This is a genomic window from Pseudomonas sp. TNT2022 ID642 (genome assembly GCF_028656995.1).
Classification (GTDB): Bacteria; Pseudomonadota; Gammaproteobacteria; order Pseudomonadales; family Pseudomonadaceae; genus Aquipseudomonas.
Genome location: NZ_JAMDGW010000012.1, coordinates 45004 through 66927 on the forward strand (window position 1 = coordinate 45004; position 21924 = coordinate 66927).

General features: G+C 59.6%; 20 protein-coding genes. 9 read left to right on the top strand and 11 right to left on the bottom strand.

Going from position 1 to position 21924, the window contains the following annotated elements; all coding sequences use genetic code 11:
* Together M5G26_RS12610 and M5G26_RS12615 are read left to right on the top strand one after the other, a co-directional pair.
* Positions 1–579, top strand: a complete 579-nt coding sequence (locus M5G26_RS12610; protein ID WP_150694909.1) for a hypothetical protein — start codon at positions 1–3, stop codon at positions 577–579.
* Positions 580–643: 64 nt separating this feature from the next.
* Entirely contained in the window at positions 644–1609 is a 966-nt protein-coding gene (locus tag M5G26_RS12615) for a GGDEF domain-containing protein (RefSeq protein WP_102899191.1), read from the top strand.
* A 273-nt stretch (positions 1610–1882) separates the two neighbouring features.
* Here M5G26_RS12615 and M5G26_RS12620 read toward each other — a convergent pair whose 3' ends face one another.
* The gene (locus tag M5G26_RS12620; RefSeq protein WP_273915541.1) at positions 1883–2308 is read right to left on the bottom strand and encodes a VOC family protein; all 426 of its coding nucleotides are present in this window, start codon (positions 2306–2308) and stop codon (positions 1883–1885) included.
* 109 nt (positions 2309–2417) lie between these two features.
* Between M5G26_RS12620 and M5G26_RS12625 the strand changes: the two genes are divergently transcribed.
* Positions 2418–3272, top strand: coding sequence for a LysR family transcriptional regulator (locus M5G26_RS12625; RefSeq protein ID WP_134178512.1), 855 nt, complete (start codon positions 2418–2420; stop codon positions 3270–3272).
* Between the two features lie 169 nt (positions 3273–3441).
* Here M5G26_RS12625 and fabI read toward each other — a convergent pair whose 3' ends face one another.
* From fabI to gloB, 8 genes are all read right to left on the bottom strand, one after another.
* The gene (gene fabI, locus M5G26_RS12630) at positions 3442–4236 is read right to left on the bottom strand and encodes an enoyl-ACP reductase FabI (protein WP_007910591.1); all 795 of its coding nucleotides are present in this window, start codon (positions 4234–4236) and stop codon (positions 3442–3444) included.
* A 19-nt stretch (positions 4237–4255) separates the two neighbouring features.
* The gene (locus tag M5G26_RS12635; RefSeq protein WP_273915542.1) at positions 4256–5866 is read right to left on the bottom strand and encodes an ABC transporter ATP-binding protein; all 1611 of its coding nucleotides are present in this window, start codon (positions 5864–5866) and stop codon (positions 4256–4258) included.
* A gap of 1 nt (position 5867) precedes the next feature.
* Positions 5868–6887: an ABC transporter permease gene (locus M5G26_RS12640; RefSeq protein WP_095047909.1), complete on the bottom strand. Its 1020-nt coding sequence runs from the start codon at positions 6885–6887 to the stop codon at positions 5868–5870.
* A 1-nt stretch (position 6888) separates the two neighbouring features.
* Positions 6889–7962, bottom strand: coding sequence for a microcin C ABC transporter permease YejB (locus tag M5G26_RS12645; protein ID WP_007910584.1), 1074 nt, complete (start codon positions 7960–7962; stop codon positions 6889–6891).
* A gap of 4 nt (positions 7963–7966) precedes the next feature.
* Entirely contained in the window at positions 7967–9808 is a 1842-nt protein-coding gene (locus tag M5G26_RS12650; protein ID WP_273915544.1) for an extracellular solute-binding protein, read from the bottom strand.
* Positions 9805–11637: an extracellular solute-binding protein gene (locus tag M5G26_RS12655; RefSeq protein WP_273915545.1), complete on the bottom strand. Its 1833-nt coding sequence runs from the start codon at positions 11635–11637 to the stop codon at positions 9805–9807. The genes M5G26_RS12650 and M5G26_RS12655 overlap by 4 nt, the downstream gene beginning before the upstream one ends.
* A 540-nt stretch (positions 11638–12177) precedes the next feature.
* A complete protein-coding gene (locus M5G26_RS12660) occupies positions 12178–13641 on the bottom strand; it encodes a transglycosylase SLT domain-containing protein (protein ID WP_134178184.1) in 1464 nt (487 codons plus the stop codon).
* 99 nt (positions 13642–13740) lie between these two features.
* A complete protein-coding gene (gene gloB, locus M5G26_RS12665; protein ID WP_273915547.1) occupies positions 13741–14508 on the bottom strand; it encodes a hydroxyacylglutathione hydrolase in 768 nt (255 codons plus the stop codon).
* 66 nt (positions 14509–14574) lie between these two features.
* Here gloB and M5G26_RS12670 point away from each other — a divergent pair, with 66 nt between their 5' ends.
* The 5 genes from M5G26_RS12670 (at position 14575) to M5G26_RS12690 (ending at position 19860) form a co-directional block, all read left to right on the top strand.
* Complete coding sequence (locus M5G26_RS12670; protein ID WP_038366031.1) at positions 14575–15333, top strand: class I SAM-dependent methyltransferase; 759 nt, start codon at positions 14575–14577, stop codon at positions 15331–15333.
* A 90-nt stretch (positions 15334–15423) separates the two neighbouring features.
* Positions 15424–15894 carry a ribonuclease HI gene (gene rnhA, locus M5G26_RS12675; protein WP_064390484.1) on the top strand — a complete coding sequence of 157 codons (471 nt, stop codon included), beginning with the start codon at positions 15424–15426 and terminating at the stop codon, positions 15892–15894.
* Between the two features lie 133 nt (positions 15895–16027).
* Positions 16028–16786 carry a DNA polymerase III subunit epsilon gene (gene dnaQ / locus M5G26_RS12680; RefSeq protein WP_122844425.1) on the top strand — a complete coding sequence of 253 codons (759 nt, stop codon included), beginning with the start codon at positions 16028–16030 and terminating at the stop codon, positions 16784–16786.
* 189 nt (positions 16787–16975) lie between these two features.
* Positions 16976–19231 (top strand): Orn/Lys/Arg decarboxylase N-terminal domain-containing protein, encoded by a 2256-nt coding sequence (locus M5G26_RS12685; protein WP_150694915.1) that lies wholly within the window; start codon positions 16976–16978, stop codon positions 19229–19231.
* A 14-nt stretch (positions 19232–19245) separates the two neighbouring features.
* Positions 19246–19860 (top strand): GNAT family N-acetyltransferase, encoded by a 615-nt coding sequence (locus M5G26_RS12690; RefSeq protein WP_273915550.1) that lies wholly within the window; start codon positions 19246–19248, stop codon positions 19858–19860.
* On the opposite strand, the gene M5G26_RS12695 is transcribed toward M5G26_RS12690, so the two are convergent.
* Together M5G26_RS12695 and M5G26_RS12700 are read right to left on the bottom strand one after the other, a co-directional pair.
* Entirely contained in the window at positions 19826–20719 is an 894-nt protein-coding gene (locus M5G26_RS12695; protein WP_273915551.1) for a LysR family transcriptional regulator, read from the bottom strand. The two genes, M5G26_RS12690 and M5G26_RS12695, sit on opposite strands and share 35 nt — an antisense overlap.
* Before the next feature lie 85 nt (positions 20720–20804).
* Entirely contained in the window at positions 20805–21041 is a 237-nt protein-coding gene (locus M5G26_RS12700) for a hypothetical protein (RefSeq protein ID WP_150694917.1), read from the bottom strand.
* A gap of 183 nt (positions 21042–21224) precedes the next feature.
* On the opposite strand from M5G26_RS12700, the gene M5G26_RS12705 reads away from it, so the two are divergent.
* Positions 21225–21782, top strand: a complete 558-nt coding sequence (locus tag M5G26_RS12705; protein WP_007910565.1) for an NADPH-dependent FMN reductase — start codon at positions 21225–21227, stop codon at positions 21780–21782.
* Positions 21783–21924 lie beyond the last annotated feature (142 nt).

The window sequence follows — 21924 nt, forward strand, 5'->3', positions numbered from 1 at the left end:
ATGAAACGACATCTTGTGTTGGGCACGGTGATTTTGCTGGGGCTGGGCGGTTATGCCTCGGACCTGTTCGCCGATGATCAGGAAGCGCTGAAAGCGTTCGGCACGGTGCAGAAAGTCTTTCAAAGTCCGCGCTGCCAGAACTGCCATATTCCCGGTGATTCGCCGTTGCAGTTCGACGCCGGTATCCCCCATGCGATGAGCGTGGTGCGCGGCATGGACGGCAAGGGTGCGGCCGGTTTGCCCTGTGCAACCTGTCACGCAGAAAATAATCCGCCGGCCAGTTACGGCCCACATGCGCCGCCGGGGGCGCCGCACTGGAGCCTGCCGCCAGCGGCGCACAAAATGGCCTGGATCGGCCTGCCGCCGGACAAACTCTGCGCAATGATCAAGGATCGTTCGAGCAACGGCGATCGCGATTTTGCCGCGCTGATCAAGCACGTCAGCGAAGACAAACTGGTGCTCTGGGGCTGGAATCCCGGAGCAGGGCGCGCACCCGTGCCAGTGCCGCACGATATTTTTGTCACGCAATTCAAGCTCTGGGCCGATGCGGGCGGGCCTTGTCCGGTGGCGGGGATCTGATGAAGTGAACCCCTCGGCGAATTAGCGCTACGCTTAAAAGCATTGTTGCCAATGGAGTGTGCTGATGCTGGTTCCAGGAAAACCTGCGAATGAAACGGCGCGCGTTCAAGCGTTGCACGGTCTTGAACTGCTCGATTCCGCCCCTGAAGAGCGTTTCGATCGACTGACGCGGTTGGCGAAACGCCTGTTCAATGTGCCGATTGCACTGGTGACGCTGGTCGACACCAACCGGCAGTGGTTCAAATCGTGTGTGGGGCTTGATGTCAGCGAGACGCCGAGGGATGTTTCATTCTGCGGCCATGCGATTCTTAACGACGGCCTGTTGTTGGTACCGGACGCCCGCGAAGATGTGCGCTTTCATGACAACCCGCTGGTGACGGGCGCGCCGAACATTCGCTTCTACGCCGGTTACCCTTTGACCGTGCCCAACGGCAATAAAATGGGCACGTTGTGCCTGATCGACACCAAACCCCGCGACCTCGACCAGGAAGAGCGCGCGTTATTGCGGGATCTGGCCGAGATGGCCGAGCAAGAGTTGGCCGCTGTGCAGATCGCGAGCATGGATGAATTGACCTTGCTGTCCAATCGCCGTGGTTTCAAGCAACTGGCGCAGCATGCGCTGGACGCCTGCGCGCGAATAAAACGGCCGGCGACCTTGCTGTTTTTCGACCTTAATGACTTCAAACAGATCAACGATCTGTATGGGCATGCCGAGGGTGACAGTGCGCTGAAGACCTTTGCCGACGTGCTGCGCATCGCCTTTCGCGAGAGTGATGTGGTCGGGCGTTTGGGCGGGGATGAGTTCGTCGCGCTGCTGACCGGCTCCAGCCATATCGAAACCACAGCGATCATGGCGCGGCTCAAGGATATTCTCGAAGAGCGTAATGCCACGTTGCACCGGGGTTATGCGATTCGCTTCAGTGTCGGGCAGATCGAATACGACGCTGAGCGCCATGAGACCGTGGACCGGCTGCTGGCGGATGCCGATAGTGCGATGTACGTGCACAAGCAGGCCTTGAAGCGTTGTTGATTCGAGACTCATCGCTGGCAAGTCGAATCGTCGCACCGCAGCTCCCACAGGGATCTGCAGTGAACCGGGATTTTGTGAACACCCGAGACACCTGTGGGAGCGGGCTTGCCAGCGATGGCGTCCGCACATTCAACATCGTCATCGGCTGACCCACCGCCATCGCGAGCAGGCTCACTCCTACAATGGTGTCGGGTGTTCGCAAAATCCCGATTCACCGCAGATCCCGGTGGGAGCTAGCCTGCTAGCGAATGCGTCAACCCGAACAATACAAATCTATTTGGCAAACAATTGCCCAATGTCTTTAAACGCCTTGAACTCCAGCGCATTGCCGCACGGGTCAAACAAAAACATCGTCGCCTGTTCCCCGACCAAACCCTGAAACCGAATCCCCGGCTCAATCACAAACTTCGTCTCCAGTGACTGCAAACGCTCGGCCAGCGCCTCCCATTCCTGCATCCCCAACACCACGCCAAAATGCGGCACCGGTACGTCATGCCCATCGACGGCGTTGGTGTGCGCGGCTTCCTGCGAGGCGTTTTTCGGTGCCAGGTGAATCACCAGTTGATGACCAAAGAAATTGAAATCGACCCAGTGAACACTGGAGCGACCTTCCTCCAGACCAAACACCTCGCGATAAAAGTGTCGTGCGGCCGCGAGGTCATACACCGGAATGGCCAGATGAAAAGGGCTGAGCTGCATAGTGAATTCTCGATCAGGTTCGGTTGACTGAGTTTAGTGCTGTGAAATGTGATTGAAAGACGATAGTTTTTGCGCCGAGCTCAAATTATTTCGATCAGTCGAGGTGCACATGCTGCGTGAACTGAAGACCTTTCTTGCCGTGGCGCGGCATGGCACTTTTGCTGCGGCGGGGCTGCACATTGGCCTGACGCAATCGGCAGTCAGCGCGCAAATCCGCAATCTTGAACAGGCGTTGGGGATTCGCCTGTTCGACCGCACTGGCCGCCAGGCGATGCTCAATCCCGCCGGGCAGCGGGCAGTGCCGATGGCGCAGGAGATGCTGGCGATCTTCAGCCGGATGGCGATCAGCGAGGACGTCAGTGAGTTTCGTGGCGAGCTGAAAATCGGTGCCGTGGCCACTGCGCAAACCGGGTTGTTGCCTCAGGCGTTGTTGCGCTTGCGTCAACAGGCACCGGGGCTTGAGCCAAAACTGGTGCCGGGCGTGTCGTTGAACCTGCTCAGTCAGGTGGATGCCGGCGAAGTTGATCTGGCAATCATGATCAAGCCGCCGTTCGAACTGCCCAAAGAGCTGTCGGCGCAGGTGATCCGGCGTGAGCCGTTTGTGTTGATCGTGCCGCCGCAGGTCGATGGCAACGATCCGCTGCGGTTACTCGCCGAACGGCCGCATGTGCGCTACGACCGCAATTCTTTCGGTGGGCGATTGGTGACGCGGTTTCTGCGCGAGCAGCGCATAGAGGTCAACGTAGCGCTGGAGCTGGATGAACTGGAAGCGATCGTGAAAATGGTCGAGTCGGGGCTGGGTGTTTCGTTACTGCCGAAGGCTGGACTGTGGCTGGAGCATCCGCTCAAGGTCAGGGTAATCGAACTGGGTGAACTGACGTTCTATCGCGAGATGGTTTTGTTGCAGCGTTACAGCCAACGCAATCAGCCGATTCAAAAGCTGTTCGCACATTGTCTGGGATAACCCCAATCCCCTGTGGGAGCGAGCGTGCTCGCGAAAGCGCTGTGTCAGGCAATGAACAGGTGACTGAATGGACGCCTTCGCGAGCAGGCTCGCTCCCACAGGGGGGGCAGTGTTGCAGGCATAAAAAAACCCGCCTGAAGAGGCGGGTTTTTTATTGGCTAAGCGAAGATCACTCTTCGATGTTGCCCATGGCGGTGGTGTTGAAGCCGCCGTCTACGTACATGATTTCGCCGCTGATGCCCGACGCCAGGTCGGAGCACAGGAAGGCGCCGGCGTTGCCGACTTCGTCGATGGTGACGTTGCGACGCAGCGGGGTTTGCGCTTCGTTGGCGGCCAGCATCTTGCGGAAGTTCTTGATGCCCGAGGCTGCCAGAGTACGGATCGGGCCAGCCGATACGCAGTTGACGCGGGTGCCGTCCGGGCCCAGGGAGCCGGCCAGGTAACGTACGCCAGCTTCCAGCGAAGCCTTGGCCATGCCCATCACGTTGTAGTTCGGCATGGTGCGCTCGGCGCCCAGGTACGACAGGGTCAGCAGGCTGCCGTTGCGGCCTTTCATCATTTCGCGGCCGGCCTTGGCCAGGGCCACGAAGCTGTAGGCGCTGATGTCGTGAGCGATGCGGAAACCGTCACGGGTGGTGGCTTCGGTGAAGTCGCCGTCCAGTTGGTCGCCCGGGGCGAAACCAACGGAGTGGACGATGCAGTCCAAGCCATCCCACTTCTTGCTCAGTGCTTCGAAGACCTTGGCGATTTCTTCATCGCTGGCCACGTCGCACGGGAAGCACAGCTCAGGGCTCGAACCCCAGCCTTGGGCGAATTCTTCAACACGACCTTTCAGTTTGTCGTTCTGATAAGTGAAGGCAAGCTCAGCGCCCTCGCGATGCATGGCGGCAGCGATGCCGGATGCGATGGACAGCTTGCTGGCGACACCGACGATCAGTACGCGCTTACCGGCGAGAAAACCCATGTGTTGCTCCTCTTTCAGGTTATTGCGCAGTGGCTGGTGCCAAAAAAGCGGCTTCCAGCAACTGCTGTGTATACGGATGTTGGGGGGCGGCAAAAATACTTTGCGCGTCTCCCTGTTCGACCACTTGGCCATGCTTGACCACCATCAACTGGTGGCTCAGCGCTTTGACGACAGCCAGGTCATGGCTGATAAACAAATACGTCAGGTTGTACTTGGCTTGCAGTGAACGCAACAGCTCCACCACTTGCCGCTGCACCGTCCGGTCGAGCGCCGACGTCGGCTCGTCCAGCAGGATCAGCGCCGGTTTCAGCACCAAAGCCCGGGCAATGGCGATTCGTTGCCGTTGCCCACCGGAAAATTCGTGGGGGTAGCGGTGCCGGGTTTCCGGATCCAGACCTACCTCCTTCAATGCCGCAATAATCGCCGCTTCCTGTTCCTCGGCGGTGCCCATCTTGTGAATCCGCAGGCCTTCGCCAACGATGTCGCTGACACACATGCGCGGGCTCAGGCTGCCAAACGGGTCCTGAAACACCACCTGCATCTGCCGACGCAACGGGCGAACCTCGTTCTGCGTCAGGCAGTCTAGCTGCTTGCCTTCAAAGCGGATCGCGCCTTTGCTGCCAATCAGCCGCAAAATCGCCAGACCCAGCGTGGATTTGCCGGAACCGCTTTCGCCGACAATCCCCAAGGTCTGACCCTGGGGCAGGCTGAAATTGATGCCGTCCACTGCCTTGACGTGATCCACCGTGCGCTTGAGCAGGCCTTTCTTGATCGGGAACCAGACTTTCAGGTCTTCGACCTCAAGCAGCGGCGCGCCGATTTTATTGCTCGCCGGGCCTCCGCTGGGCTCCGCGCCGAGCAATTCCCGAGTGTACGGATGCTGCGGCGAACGGAACAGCTCTGCGCACGATGCCTGTTCGACGATGCAACCGCGCTGCATGACACATACGCGATGCGCAATTCTTCGCACCAGGTTCAAATCGTGACTGATCAGTAACAGCGACATGCCCAATCTGGCCTGTAATTCCTTGAGCAAATCGAGGATTTTCAGCTGAACGGTCACGTCCAGCGCCGTGGTCGGTTCGTCGGCAATCAACAGTTCCGGCTCGTTGGCCAAGGCCATGGCGATCATCACCCGTTGGCGCTGGCCGCCGGACAATTCGTGAGGCAGGGCCTTGAGGCGCTTGTGCGGCTCGGGGATGCCGACCATTTCCAGCAGCTCCAGCGTGCGTTTGGTCGCCACTTTGCCGGTCAGGCCTTTGTGGATGCCGAGGACTTCGTTGATCTGCTTCTCGATCGAGTGCAGCGGATTCAGCGAGGTCATCGGCTCCTGAAAGATCATCGCGATGCGATTACCACGAATGTGGCGAATGGTTTTTTCACTGAGGCCCAGCAGGTTTTGCCCGGCATAGTTGATGCTGCCGGCCGGATGGCGCGCCATCGGGTAGGGCAGCAGGCGCAGGATCGAGTGCGCGGTCACCGATTTGCCCGAGCCTGATTCGCCCACCAGCGCCAGGGTTTCGCCACGCTTGATGTCGAAACTCACGCCTTCAACGACCCGGTGCACGCGCTCGCCGAAACCGAATTCGACGGCGAGGTCACGCACTTCGATCAGATTGTCCTGATTCATTTCACTTCCTCGGGTCGAAGGCATCGCGAGCGGACTCGCCGATAAACACCAGCAAACTCAACATCAAGGCGAGCACGGCGAAGGCACTCATGCCCAGCCACGGCGCTTGCAGGTTGGATTTGCCCTGGGCGACCAGTTCACCCAGCGATGGACTGCCGGCCGGCAAACCGAAACCGAGGAAGTCCAACGCGGTGAGGGTGCCGATGGCGCCGGTGAGGATGAACGGCATGAAGGTCATGGTCGAGACCATCGCATTGGGCAGTATGTGGCGGAACATGATCGCGCCGTTCTGCATGCCCAGCGCCCGCGCTGCGCGCACGTATTCAAGGTTACGGCCACGGAGGAACTCGGCGCGCACCACGTCGACCAGACTCATCCACGAGAACAGCAACATGATCCCGAGCAGCCACCAGAAGTTCGGCTGGACGAAACTGGCGAGGATGATCAGCAGATACAGCACCGGCAGCCCCGACCAGATCTCCAGAAAACGTTGCCCGGCCAGGTCGACCCAGCCGCCATAGAAGCCCTGCAAAGCACCGGCAATCACGCCGATGATCGAACTCAACACGGTTAGCGTCAGCGCAAACAGCACGGAAATGCGGAAACCGTAAATCACCCGCGCCAGCACATCGCGGCCCTGATCGTCAGTGCCCAGCAGGTTATCCGCCGAGGGCGGGGCGGGCGCCGGGACTTTCAGGTCGTAGTTGATGCTCTGGTAGCTGTAGGGAATCGGCGCCCACAGCACCCACGCATCCTTGGCCTTGAGCAGTTCGCGGATGTACGGGCTCTTGTAGTTGGCTTCCAGCGGGAATTCGCCGCCGAACGCAGTTTCCGGGTAGCGCTTGATCGCCGGGAAATACCAGTTGTTGTCGTAATGCACCACCAGCGGCTTGTCGTTGGCGATCAGTTCGGCGCCGAGGCTCAGGCCGAACAGCACCAGAAACAGCCACAGCGACCACCAGCCGCGCTTGTTGGCCTTGAACAGTTCGAAGCGGCGGCGGTTGAGAGGGGACAGGTTCATCTCAATGCTCCCGGCTTTCGAAGTCGATGCGCGGATCGACCAGGGTGTAGGTGAGGTCGCCGATCAGTTTCACCACCAGCCCGAGCAGGGTGAAGATGAACAGGGTGCCGAACACCACCGGGTAATCGCGGTTGATCGCCGCTTCGAAACTCATCAGGCCCAAACCGTCGAGGGAGAAGATCACTTCGACCAGCAAGGAGCCTGTGAAGAAGATGCCGATGAACGCCGACGGGAACCCGGCGATCACCAACAGCATGGCGTTGCGGAACACATGGCCGTAGAGCACGCGATGGCGGGTCAGGCCTTTGGCCTTGGCGGTGACCACGTATTGCTTGTTGATCTCGTCGAGGAAGCTGTTTTTGGTCAGCAGGGTCATGGTCGCGAAGTTGCCGATCACCAGCGCAGTCACCGGCAATGCCAAATGCCAGAAGTAATCGAGGATCTTGCCGCCGAAGCTCAGTTCATCGAAGTTGTTCGAGGTCAGCCCGCGTAACGGGAACCAGTCGAGATAACTGCCGCCGGCAAACACCACGATCAGCAGAATCGCAAAAAGGAACGCCGGGATCGCGTAGCCGACGATGATTGCCGAACTGGTCCACACATCGAAGTGGCTGCCGTGTCGCGTGGCTTTGGCGATCCCCAGCGGGATCGACACCAGGTACATGATCAGCGTGCTCCACAGCCCCAGCGAGATCGACACCGGCATCTTTTCCTTGATCAGGTCGATGACCTTGGCGTCGCGAAAAAAACTGTCGCCGAAATCCAGCTGCGCGTAGTTCTTGACCATGATCCACAGGCGTTCCGGGGCCGATTTGTCGAACCCGTACATGTGCTCGATTTCCTTGATCAGCGCCGGGTCCAGACCCTGCGCACCGCGATACGACGAACCGGCCACCGACACCTCGGCACCGCCGCCGGCAATCCGGCTGGTGGCGCCTTCGAAGCCTTCGAGCTTGGCGATCATCTGTTCCACCGGGCCGCCGGGCGCAGCCTGGATGATCACAAAGTTGATCAGCAAAATGCCGAACAGCGTCGGGATGATCAGCAGCAGTCGCCGAAAAATATACGCCAGCATCTGATTACTCCGTGCCCGCAGGGTCGGCTTGCAGTTTGGTTTCGACTTCTATCGCCGGTTTGGCGTCCGGCTTGACCCACCAGGTGTTAATCCCGATGTCGTATTTTGGCGAGACTTTCGGGTGACCGATGTGGTTCCAGTACGCCACGCGCCAGGTCTTGATGTGCCAGTTGGGGATCACGTAATAACCCCATTGCAGCACACGATCCAGCGCTCGGGCGTGGGCCACCAGGCTTTTGCGCGAATCGGCGTTGATCAGGTTCTCGACCAGTTGATCGACGATCGGGTCTTTCAAACCCAGGGAATTGCGGCTGCTCGGTTTATCGGCGGCGGCGCTCATCCAGTATTCGCGCTGCTCGTTACCCGGCGAGTTGGACTGCGGGAAGCTGCCGACCATCATGTCGAAATCCCGCGAACGCACGCGGTTGATGTACTGCGAAACGTCCACGCGGCGGATTACCAGATCGATGCCGAGGTCGCTGAGGTTGCGCTTGAACGGCAGCAGAACCCGTTCGAATTCGGTCTGCGCGAGGAGGAATTCGATGACCACCGGTTTGCCCGTGGCGTCGACCATTTTGTCGTCGACGATCTTCCAGCCAGCTTCCTGCAGCAGTTGATAGGCCTCGCGCTGTTGGGTGCGGATCATGCCGCTGGCGTCGGTCTTGGGGTTTTCGAAGGCTTCACTGAACACTTGCGCCGGCAGTTTGCTGCGGAACGGCTCGAGGATCGCCCGTTGATCGGCATCGGGCAGGCCGGTGGCGGCCATTTCCGAGTTCTCGAAATAGCTGCGGGTGCGGAAGTAGGCACCGTTGAACAGTTGCTTGTTGGTCCATTCGAAATCGAACAACAGGCCGAGCGCCTGACGCACGCGCGCGTCCTGGAACACTGGACGGCGCAAGTTGTAAACGAAGCCCTGCATGCCGGTCGGGTTGCTGTTGGCGATCTGTTCCTTGATCAGGCGACCTTCAGTAACCGCCGGGATGTTATAGGCGTTGGCCCAGTTCTTCGCGGTCATTTCCAGCCAGTAATCGAACTGTCCGGCCTTTAGCGCTTCAAGGGCGACGGTGTTGTCGCGGTAGTAATCGGTGGTCATGGTGTCGAAATTGTAGAAGCCACGGTTGACCGGCAAGTCCTTGCCCCAGTAATCCTTGACCCGCTCGTAACGCACCGAACGCCCGGCTTTTACTTCGGCGACCTTGTACGGGCCGCTACCGAGGGGAATTTCCAGGTTGCCTTTGTTGAAATCGCGATCGGCCCACCAGTGTTTTGGCAGCACCGGTAATTGGCCGAGGATCAGTGGCAGTTCGCGGTTGTTGCTGTGTTTGAACTTGAACAGCACTTTCAGCGGGTCTTCGGCGATCACTTCGGACACGTCGCTGTAGTAGCCGCGAAACATCGGCGAGCCTTCTTTGGTCAGCGTGTTGAAGCTGAACACCACGTCGTCGGCGCGCACCGGGTGACCGTCATGGAAACGTGCTTCAGGGCGCAGATAGAAACGCACCCAACTGTTGTCCGGGGCTTTTTCGATTTTGCCGGCGATCAGGCCGTATTCGGTGAACGGCTCGTCGAGGCTGTGTTTGGTCAGGGTGTCGTAGATCTGCCCGATGTCATCGGCCGGCACGCCTTTGCTGATAAACGGGTTGAGGCTGTCGAAGCCGCCGAAACCGGCCTGACGGAAGATTCCGCCCTTGGGCGCGTCGGGGTTCACGTAATCGAATTGCTTGAAATCGGCCGGGTATTTCGGTGGCTCGTTGTACAGGGTCACGGCGTGTTGCGGGGCGGCAAAGGCCAGCCCGGCGAACAGCAAGCCGCTAGCCTGGACGAGCAGGGCGCGGATGGGGTTCATCGATCTTTCTCCGAAGACTTCAGCCACCATGCGCTCAGGCCCAGGGTGTAGGGCGGCGTGGTGACGAAGGCCAACCGGTTGCGGTAGGCCAGACGGTGATAATTGAGGTACCAGTTGGGAATGCTGTAATGCTGCCAGAGCAGCACGCGGTCGAGCGCCTTGCCGGCGGCGACCTGTTCGTCGCGGGTGCGCGCGGCGAGCAATTGTTCGAGCAGGTGATCGACCACCGGGTTGGCGATGCCCGCGTAGTTCTTGCTGCCCTTGACCCCGACCTGGCTGGAGTGGAAGTACTGCCACTGCTCAAGGCCCGGGCTGAGGGTCTGGTTGAGCGTCATCGAGATCATGTCGAAATCAAATTGATCGAGGCGCTGTTTGTACTGCGCCCGATCGACGGTGCGCAGGCGCGCGTCGATGCCGATGCTGTTGAGGTTCTCGATGTAGGGCTGGTAGAGGCGCTCCAGATTCGGATTGACCAGCAGCAGCTCGAATCGCAGCGGTTGGCCGTTAGCGTTTTGCAGGCGCTGACCGTTGAGCTTCCAGCCGGCTTCGGCGAGCAATGCCAAAGCTTTGCGCATGGTTTCCCGGGGAATGCCGCGACCGTCGGTTTTTGGCAAGGTGAACGGCTCGGTGAACAGCTTGGCCGGCAGTTGATCCTTGTACGGCTTGAGCATCAGCCATTCATGCCCGACCGGCAGGCCGGAGGTTGTGAATTCACTGTTGGGGTAGTAACTGGTGGTGCGTTTGTAGGCGTCGCTGAACAGCGCGCGGTTGGTCCACTCGAAGTCGAACATCAGGCCCAGCGCTTCGCGGGTCTTCACATCGGCGAAGGTGGCGCGGCGGGTGTTCATGAACAGGCCCTGACTCTGAGTCGGGATCTGATGCGGGATCTGCGCCTTGATCACGTCGCCACGGCGTATCGCGGGGAAGTTGTAACCGTTGGCCCAGTTCTTCGCCTGATGCTCGATGTAGATGTCGAATTCGCCAGCCTTGAACGCTTCGAAGGCCACATCGCTGTCGCGGTAGAACTCGACTTCCATGCGATCGAAGTTGTACTTGCCGCGATTGACCGGCAGGTCCTTGCCCCAGTAATCCTTGACCCGTTCAAAGATCAGCTGCCGGCCCGGCGTCACCGAAGTGATGCGATACGGGCCGCTGCCCAGTGGCGGTTCGAAGGTGGTGGCTTTGAAGTCGCGGTCTTTCCAGTAATGCTGCGGCAGCACCGGCAATTCGCCGAGGCGCAGGATCAACAGCGGATTGCCCGAGCGCTTGAGCACGAAGCGGATGCGCTGTTTGTTGAGAATGTCGACGCGCAGCACTTCCTGCAGGGCGGTGCGGTACAGCGGGTGACCGTCCTTGAGCAGCGTTCGATAGGAGAAAGCTACGTCATAAGCGGTGATCGGCGTGCCGTCGTGAAAACGCGCCTCGGGACGCAGGTTAAAGACGACCCAGCTGCGATCTTCGCTGTACTCCACCGATTGCGCGATCAAGCCGTAACTCGACGCGGGCTCGTCACCGGAAGGCGAGTACTGGCCGGTGCCGACCATCAGCGGCTCGTTCAGCTCATTGATGCCGTACTGGAGGAAATTCGCTGTGGTGACCGGGCTGGTGCCCTTGAACGTGTACGGATTGACCGTATCGAAGGTGCCGAACGCCATCACCCGCAACGTACCGCCCTTGGGCGCTTGCGGGTTGACCCAGTCGAAGTGGGTAAATCTGGCCGGGTACTTGAGCGTGCCGAACTGCGCATAACCGTGACTTTCGGTAATCGTCGCGCTTGCGGTTGAGCTCAAGGCCAGGCTGATCAGGAGCAGGAGGAGGGGACGCTTCAAGTCAGATCCGATCCAGGCGGCTTGGGCTTAGTGGGCCGTACAGTAACAGCTTGTCTGGACAGGAAAAAGATGTCGGTTAATGCGCGGTTAATCGTTTGCGCGAAGAGGCCCTCACCCTAACCCTCTCCCAGAGGGAGAGGGGACTGACCGAGTTGTTTCTTCGAGCTACGCCGACGTGCGATACCGAGCCGAACTCACGTTTTGCAAAGCCCCTCACCCTAACCCTCTCCCGGGGGGAGAGGGGACTGATCGTGGTGTTTGGGCGAATGGCACCGACGTGCTGCACCGAGTCGAACTCACGTTTTGAAGAGCCCCTCACCCTAACCCTCTCCCAGGGGGAGAGGGGACTGACCGTGGTGTTTGCGAGAGCTGCACTGACGTGCGATACCGAGCCGAACTCGGATTTTGAACAACACGGAGATCGGCTCCCTTTTCCGCTCGCCCCCTTGGGGGAGAGGGCTGGGGTGAGGGGGATGGATCTTAAGAGCAACACAAAAACGTGATCCAAAAAAAAGCCCCTGAAATCTCAGGGGCTCTTCATCAGTGCGGCTGATAAACCGTGAGCATCTGCCCAGGCTTCAACGCCTTGCCCGCACCCGGGTTCCAGCGCTTGAGATGCTGCATCTCAACGTTGAAGCGCTTGGCCACGACATACAGCGTATCGCCGCGTTTGACCTTGTACTGGGTCTGCTGCGCGCTGTCGTCCTTGCCTTTGGTCTTGCTGTTGGCCGCAATCACTGTATTGACGCGCCCAGACTTGCGTGCCGGAGCGCGCTTGGTGGTGTCTTGCATCACCAACGTCTGGCCAACCTTGAGGTTCTTGCCGGTCAGCTTGTTCCAGCGTTGCAGATCCTTGACTTCGACCTTGTTGGCCTTGGCGATGGAGCCGAGGTTGTCGCCACGCTTCACGCGATAAGCACGCTTGAGCTTGGCGACTTCCGACGGGTCAGCACCCTCGAACACCGGTTTCAGCGAACGCGGGCTTATCAGCTCGTCAGGTCGCATGGTCTGCAAACTGGCGGTCAGCAATTGCGCCTTCGACGTTGGCACCAGCAAATGCTGGGGGCCGTCGATGGTGGTGCGTTGCTTGAAGGCCGGGTTGAGCTGGAACAGTTCGTCTTCGTCGATGTTGGCCACCGCAGCAACCTTCGACAGGTCCATGCGCTGGTTGATTTCGACGACCTGGAAGTACGGTTCGTTGGCGATCGGGTTGAGGTTGACGCCGTAGGCTTCCGGCGCCAGTACCACTTGCGACAATGCCAGCAGCTTCGGCACGTAGGCCTGGGTTTCCGCCGGCAGCGGCAGGTTCCAGTAGTCGGTTGGCAGGCCAAGCTTTTCGTTGCGTTCGATCGCGCGGCTGACCGTGCCTTCACCGGCGTTATATGCCGCCAGGGCCAGCAACCAGTCGCCGTTGAACATGTCGTGCAGACGGGTCAGGTAATCCATCGCTGCCGTGGTCGAGGCGGTGATGTCGCGCCGGCCATCATAGAAGCGGGTCTGACGCAGGTTGAAGTAACGCCCGGTGGAAGGAATGAATTGCCACAGCCCGACTGCATCGGCCCGGGAATAGGCCATCGGGTTGTAGGCGCTTTCAATCACTGGCAACAGGGCCAGTTCCAGCGGCATGTTGCGTTCTTCGAGGCGTTCGACGATGTAGTGAATATAGAGACTGCCGCGTTCGCCGGCATTCTCGAGAAAAGAGGGATTGCTGGCGAACCACAGGCGCTGTTGCTCGATGCGCGGGTTGACGCCGAGGCCTTCCTGCAGCTGAAAGCCCTGGCGCATGCGTTCCCAGATGTCCTGGGGAACCTGTGGGCTAGGCTTTTCGGTCAGCCAGATCGGCTTCTGCTTGGCTCGCGCAGCAATGTTCGGCGTATGGGTCGCTTCAGTCTGCGGAGCATGGCTGGAACAGCCCGCCAGCGTGGCGGACACAGCCACCGCGATGGCTTGCGCCAGGCGGGTCAATGCGTCTGAATTGACGGACTTACGTATGGATGACGACATTGGCTGGAAGTAAGTTCCGGGCAAAAATGTCGGGCGATTCTAGAAAGCGCACCCCCCTAGGTCAACCATTCAGAATTTTTGTACCAAGTGGCGGGGCACTTAGAACTTATCTTTCCAGGCCCGCAGAGCCGCAAATACCTCACTCGGCGCCCGGTTTTGAGCGCCTGCCCGTTCGTCCACTTTTTGTGTAACTAATGTTTCAGTGGTGCGCAAAAACGGATTTGTGAGCTTTTCCAGAGCCAGGGTCGAGGGCAGGGTCATCACGCCGTTTTGCCGCTGCTGGGTGACTTTTTCCAGACGGGCGGCAATGTGCGGATTGCTTGGCTCGACGGCGGCGGCAAACTTCAGATTGCTCAGGGTGTATTCATGGGTGCAGTAGACCAGCGTATCTTCCGGTAACGCGGCGAGGCGGGTGAGCGAATGGTGCATTTGCTCCGGTGTGCCTTCGAACAAACGGCCGCAACCGGCCGCGAACAGGGTGTCACCGCAGAACAGCAGGCCGTGGTGGTAGTAGGCAATGTGTCCCAGGGTGTGACCGGGCACCGCATAGACGTCGAAGTCCCAGCCGAGCACGCTGACTGTGTCGTTGTCCTTGAGCGCCACATCGCGCCCCGGAATGCTTTCGCTGGCCGGGCCGTAGACTTTCGCACCGCTCAGCGCTTTCAGGCGTTCGACGCCGCCAACGTGATCATGATGGTGGTGGGTGATCAGGATATCGCTCAACACCCAGCCCGAATGCGCTTCGAGCCACGCCTGCACCGGCGCGGCATCGCCCGGGTCGACCACCGCGCAGCGCTGGGAGCGGTGATCCTGTAACAACCAGATGTAGTTATCGGTGAACGCGGGCAGGGCACTGATCTGTATCATCGTCGGAATTCGCCAAGCGGAAAACATTGGCGCATCTTAGTAGTTCCTGGCGCTTTGGAGAATGCGATGAGTGATAAAGCGTTCGCACAGGCTGATCCTGACTGGCTGGCCCTGATCGGTGCAGCCCGTGAATGGCTGTCCGGCCCGCTCGGGCAATTTCTGCTCGATGAAGAGCGGCGCATGCTCGAAGACGAGTTGGGCCGGTTCTTTGGCGGTTATCTGGTGCACTACGGGCCATCGGCCGAGACCCCGCCGGCGGCGCCGCAAGTGCAGCGCAATGTGCGCCTCGGTGCGCCGTTGCCGGGCGTCGAAATCGTCTGCGAAGAGCAGGCCTGGCCGCTTAGCGAGCATGCTGCCGATGTGGTGGTGATGCAGCACGGTCTGGATTTCTGCCTGTCGCCCCACGGATTGCTGCGTGAAGCGGCGAGCAGCGTGCGCCCCGGCGGGCATTTGCTGATCATCGGCATCAACCCGTGGAGCACTTGGGGCCTGCGTCATGTATTTGCCCACGACGCCCTGCGAAAGGCGCGCTGCATCTCGCCGTCGCGGGTTGCCGACTGGCTCAATCTGCTCGGCTTTGCGCTGGAGAAACGCCGCTTCGGGTGCTATCGTCCGCCGCTCGCGTCACCCAAGTGGCAAGCCCGTCTGGCTGGCTGGGAACGCAAGGCCGGTGACTGGCAGCTGTCGGGTGGCGGCTTCTACTTATTGGTCGCGCGCAAGATTGTGGTTGGGCTCAGGCCGTTGCGTCAGGAACGTCGCGAGCCGATGGGCAAGCTGATTCCGCTGCCGATGGCCAAGGTCAACCGCCGCCGCATCGAACCATAAAACTTATTTTATTTTTGGCCGGGTTTGTCCCGGCCTCGGTCATTGTCGATCCGTGATCGGCAAGACACGCATTTTTCTGGATAGAGTGGCATGAGCGAAAGCGTTGAAAGCGTCGACACCGTAGAGCTGTTCACTGACGGCGCCTGCAAGGGTAATCCCGGCCCGGGCGGCTGGGGCGCCTTGCTGGTGTGCAAGGGCGTCGAAAAGGAACTGTGGGGCGGCGAAGCCAACACCACCAACAACCGCATGGAGTTGCTCGGCGCGATTCGCGGCCTCGAAGCCTTGAAGCGCCCGTGCGAAGTGCTGCTGGTGACCGACTCGCAATACGTGATGAAGGGCATCAACGAGTGGATGGCCAACTGGAAGAAACGCGGTTGGAAGACTGCGGCCAAAGAACCGGTAAAAAACGCCGATCTGTGGAAAGAACTGGATGAGCAGGTCAACCGCCACAAGGTCACCTGGAAATGGGTGCGTGGGCACATTGGTCATCACGGTAACGAGCGGGCGGACCAGTTGGCGAACCGTGGTGTCGACGAAGTGCGTGGTTACAAGCAGACCTGATTCCCAATACATACCCCCTGTAGGAGCTGCCGCAGGTTGGTGGGTTGTCATTCAAGCCGGCGCGCGATGCGAACCGTGAGCGTGCTAATATCCGCGTTTTTTGCAAGATCGACCCGCTGAGAGCTGAACACTGATGGCCACCAGATCCGTTGTACTCGATACCGAAACCACCGGCATGCCGGTGACCGATGGTCACCGGATCATTGAAATCGGTTGTGTCGAACTGATCGGTCGGCGCCTCACGGGCCGGCACTTTCACGTTTACCTGCAACCGGATCGCGAGAGTGATGAAGGCGCCATCGGCGTCCACGGCATCACCAACGAATTCCTCGTCGGCAAGCCACGCTTTGCCGAAGTTGCCGACGAGTTCTTCGAGTTCATCAAAGGCGCGCAGCTGATCATCCACAACGCGGCGTTCGACGTTGGCTTCATCAACAACGAATTCGCCTTGATGGGCCAGCACGATCGCGCTGACATCACCCAGCACTGCTCGATCCTCGACACCCTGATGATGGCCCGGGAACGTCACCCGGGGCAGCGCAACAGCCTCGATGCGTTGTGCAAACGTTATGGCGTCGACAACTCCGGCCGTGAACTGCACGGCGCCTTGCTCGACTCGGAGATTCTCGCCGACGTCTACCTGACCATGACCGGCGGCCAGACCAGTCTGTCGCTGGCGGGTAATGCGTCTGATGGCAATGGCACGGGCGATGGCGCGGACAACTCGGCCACCGAGATTCGGCGCTTGCCGGCGGATCGTCAGCCTGCGCGGATCATTCGTGCGACTGAAGATGAATTGGCGGCGCATCTGGTGCGGTTGGAAATTATTGCCAAATCGGCGGGCGGCCCTGCGATGTGGACGCAAATCGCCGAGGCCGACGCTCAGGCCTGAAAGATCAAAAGATCGCAGCCTTCGGCAGCTCCTACAGGGGATCACATTCCAATGTAGGAGCTGCCGGAGGCTGCGATCTTTTTGTTTCTGGAAATACTGACAACTGGCCACCCTCGCCACATTCGCTGCAACCCTCTACCCTGAGTGCATTGGCAGATTCAAACCTGCCGCCTCAGGACACTGAGCCTCATGTACAAAGATTTGAAGTTTCCGGTGTTGATCGTTCATCGCGACATCAAGGCCGACACGGTCGCCGGTGATCGTATCCGTGGCATCGCCCGGGAGTTGGAGCAAGAAGGGTTCAGTATCGTTTCGGCCATCGACTACGCCGAAGGGCGGTTGGTGGCGTCGACCCACCACGGCCTCGCGTGCATGTTGATTGCCGCCGAGGACGCCAGCACCAATTCGCATCTTTTGCAGAACATGGCCGAACTGATCGGCCTGGCGCGGGTGCGTGCGCCGGATCTGCCGATCTTCGCCCTCGGCGAGCAAGTCACTCTGGAAAATGCTCCGGCGGATGCCATGGCCGAGCTCAATCAACTGCGTGGCATTCTCTATCTGTTCGAAGACACCGTGCCGTTTCTGGCCCGGCAGGTCGCGCGGGCGGCGCGCAAGTATCTGGACGGCTTGCTGCCACCGTTTTTCAAGGCGCTGGTGCAGCACACCGCCGATTCCAATTATTCCTGGCACACCCCCGGCCATGGCGGCGGCGTGGCTTATCACAAAAGTCCGGTGGGTCAGGCATTTCACCAGTTCTTCGGTGAAAACACCCTGCGTTCGGACCTGTCGGTGTCGGTGCCAGAGCTTGGTTCGCTGCTCGATCACACCGGGCCGCTCGCTGAAGCGGAAGCGCGTGCAGCGCGCAATTTCGGCGCCGATCACACCTTTTTCGTGATCAATGGCACCTCGACCGCCAACAAGATTGTCTGGCACTCGATGGTCGCGCGCGATGATCTGGTGCTGGTCGATCGCAACTGCCACAAGTCTGTTTTGCACGCGATCATCATGACCGGCGCGATTCCCCTGTACTTGTGCCCAGAGCGTAACGAGCTGGGAATTATCGGGCCGATTCCGCTGAGCGAATTCAGCCGCGAGTCGATTCAGGCGAAGATCGATGCCAGCCCGCTGACCAAGGGCCGCGCACCGAAAGTCAAACTCGCCGTGGTCACCAACTCGACCTACGACGGCCTCTGTTACAACGCCGAGCTGATCAAGCAAAGTCTTGGCAACAGCGTCGAAGTGCTGCATTTCGATGAGGCCTGGTACGCCTATGCGGCGTTTCATGAATTCTTCGCCGGGCGCTACGGCATGGCCACTTCGCGCAGCGAAGACAGCCCGCTGGTTTTCACCACGCATTCCACGCACAAGCTGCTCGCTGCGTTCAGTCAGGCGTCGATGATTCATGTACAGGACGGCGGCGCGCGGCAACTCGATCGCGACCGTTTCAATGAAGCGTTCATGATGCACATCTCGACCTCGCCGCAGTACAGCATCATCGCCTCGCTGGACGTGGCGTCGGCGATGATGGAGGGCCCGGCCGGGCGTTCACTGTTGCAGGAAACCTTTGACGAAGCCCTGAGCTTTCGCCGCGCGCTGGCCAATCTGCGTCAGCACATCGCCGCCGATGACTGGTGGTTTTCGATCTGGCAGCCACCGGGTGTCGAGGGCATCGACCGCGTGCAGACCGAAGACTGGTTATTGCAACCGGACGCCGAATGGCATGGCTTCGGCGAGGTCAGTGACGATTACGTCTTGCTCGACCCGATCAAAGTCACGTTGGTGATGCCGGGGCTGAACGCCGGCGGTGCGCTGAGCGAGAAGGGCATCCCGGCGGCGGTGGTCAGCAAATTCCTCTGGGAGCGCGGCCTGGTGGTGGAGAAGACCGGGCTGTATTCATTTCTGGTGCTGTTCTCGATGGGCATTACCAAAGGCAAATGGAGCACGCTGCTCACCGAGTTGCTGGAATTCAAACGCAGTTACGACGCCAATGTGCGTCTGGAAACTTGCCTGCCGTGTGTGGCACAAGAAGACACCGCACGTTATCGCGGCATGGGTCTGCGCGATTTGTGCGATCAATTGCACGCCTGTTATCGCAGCAACGCCACGGCCAGACACCTCAAACGCATGTACACCGTGCTCCCGGAAATTGCCATGAAACCTGCTCACGCTTACGATCATCTGGTGCGCGGCGAAGTCGAGGCAGTGCCCATCGATGAGTTGGAAGGGCGCATCGCCGCGGTGATGCTGGTGCCGTATCCGCCGGGGATTCCGCTGATCATGCCCGGCGAACGCTTTACCGAGTCGACCCGCTCGATTATTGATTACCTGAAATTTGCTCGCACGTTCGATAGCAGCTTCCCCGGTTTCGTCGCGGATGTGCATGGATTGCAGCACGAAGATGAAGGCAATGGACGGCAGTACACCGTCGATTGCGTCAAGGAATGAGGACTTTTCCCAGTATGCAACCGGTCATGAATCCGAAATACCCAGGGCTGTCGGTGCGCGTCGCCGACGAAGGCTTTGCGCCGTATATCTGGGGCAGCGACTTCAGTTTCGAGGTCGCCGCCTATGGCTCAGCCGTGATTGGCCAGCCTGTCGAGCAATGGCGGGTGACGCCGATCGTGCCGTACCGCAAGTGCTACGGCATCGATCCGGAGGAGTTCAGCGCTTTCCACAACGCGGCCGATAGCGCGATTTTCATGGCCTATCTGGATGATGAGCCGGTTGGCCATCTGGTGATCAGCACCAACTGGAACGGCTTCGCGCATATCGATGAACTGGCGGTGCATGCGCCGGCCCGGCGCCATGGTGTGGCAAAAGCGCTGCTCGATGTCGCGCAGTTCTGGAGTCGCAAGAAAAAGCTGCCGGGGATCATGCTCGAAACCCAGAACAACAACCTCGGCGCCTGTCGATTGTATGAGCGTTGCGGCTACGTGATTGGTGGCGTGGACCAGTTGCGCTATCGCGGCATTGATCCGAACACCGCCGAAGTGGCGTTGTTCTGGTATCGATTGTTCGATAATCCGCTGGAGAACTCGCTCAGCTCGCCAGCATCGCCTCGGCTTGTTCCGTGATGATCGCCAGTAACGTCTGAATCGCCGCCGACGGCGCGGCGTGCTTGAAGGTCAGCGCGTAGAGACTGATCGGCACGGCCGGCGACAGCGGGCAGACATCCAGCCCGGCGGCGCGGGCGCCCAGTGCAGTGAACGGGTCGACGATGGCCAGGCCTTCGCCGGCCTCGACCATGCTGCGCATCATCTGATGGGTTTGCACCCGGGTCTGGATGCTCGGTGCCGGGCGCAGCGCCTGAAGTTTGTTTTCCAGCGCCGGGCTCAACGGGTCCTGGCCTTCGAGGCCGACCATGGCCTGGCCCGCGAGATCCTGCAGGGAAATGTATTTCTGTTTCGGTTGCAGCCAGCCGTGGGGCGCGAGCAGTTGCAGCTTGCCCTGGGCCAGTGGCTGGCAATCAATGTCGGGATGTTCGGGGTCGTGCAGGCTTAGACCGAGATCACTTTCGCGCAACAACAGGCTGCGAACGATATCGCGGGTCGGCGCACTGAGCAGGCTGCACGGTGCATCCGGCAGGCGTCGGCGCAGGGCCGCGAGGCTTTGGGGCAATAATTGTTGCGCCAGTGGCGGGGTGCCGATGATGCGCAAGGGTGGAGCGAGGTATTGCTTGAGGCTGCTGGCCAGACGTTGCACTGGCTCCAGCGCTTCATAAACGTGGGCGATTTCCACTTGCAATGCCCGCGCCTCGGGGGTCGACTGCAAGCGCCCGCGCATGCTGGCGAACAGCATGAACCCCAACTGACTCTCGGCTTCGCGCAAACGCTCTTCGACCTCGGCCACCGGCAACTGCAGCCATTCGGCGGCGGTGCCCAGGTGACCGGTCTGCAAGAGCGCCTGAATCACTTCGATATGACGTAAACGCATGCGTGAAGTCCATGTTCAGCAGGTGGGGTCAGTGGCTGAATCCTACCCCAAGTCTGCGCATATGACTTCTGCTCATAACGGCCAGTTATGAAGCGACGGTTGGCTCGGGTTCGCGAGTCAGCATGACGCCCGATTGAACCAGCTCGAATTGAGTGTCGTCGATCTTGTTGATGCGATCGCCAATGGCCAGTTTGTAGGTGGTGACAGGCTCCATGCCAGCGAGACCGTCTGCCGACGGGTTGGATTCCTGGAACTCATGCACGGAATAAACGCGGCCTTCCGCATCTCTTGCATGGAACTGACCGACGAGTACTGCTGCCATCTGCTTAGAACCTCTGGAGATAAAACGCTTGATTTGCGGCTTGGTAGACCGCCATCAAGGCCTGTAAGTTTTCCTACAGGAAAAAAATAATCAACACGCGGGAATTTACCTCGGGTGCTGGTGGAATCGTCACCGGATCATCTATAACTACTCGCTCCTCCCACGGACAATCGAGAGTCTTCCATGAGCAATGTCTACAACGTCGCCGTAGTGGTCGGTAGCCTGCGCAAAGCATCGATCAATCGCAAAGTCGCCCTGGCACTGGCTGAGCTGGCCCCGGCGAATCTCAAGCTTGAGATTGTCGAAATTGGCGATCTGCCACTTTATAACGAAGACATCGACGGTGATTCACCGCCGGCAGCCTACAGCACTTTCCGGGAAAAAGTGGGTTCATCCGACGCGGTGCTGTTTGTCACGCCTGAATACAACCGTTCGGTGCCGGCGCCGTTGAAGAACGCCATTGACGTCGGTTCGCGGCCTTATGGCAAAGCTGTCTGGAGTGGCAAGCCGGGGGCGGTGATCAGTGTATCGCCCGGCGCCATCGGTGGTTTCGGCGCGAACCAGCATCTGCGCCAGTCGTTCGTGTTTCTCAATGTGCCGTGCATGCAGCAGCCGGAAGCGTATCTGGGTGGCGCGGGTTCGGCGTTTGATGAGGCGGGCAAGTTGAGCGAATCGGTGAAACCTTTTCTGCAAAGTTTTATCAATGCCTACGGTCAATTCGTAGAGCAACACAAGAAGTAACTTCACCGAATCCCCTGTGGGAGCGAGCCTGCTCGCGAAGGCGTCGTCCGCCGTTGCATCAATGGCGACTGACCGTGCGCTTTCGCGAGCAGGCTCGCTCCCACAGGTTATCTTTCTGGCTCGGCACTCGTCGTGGCCTTTT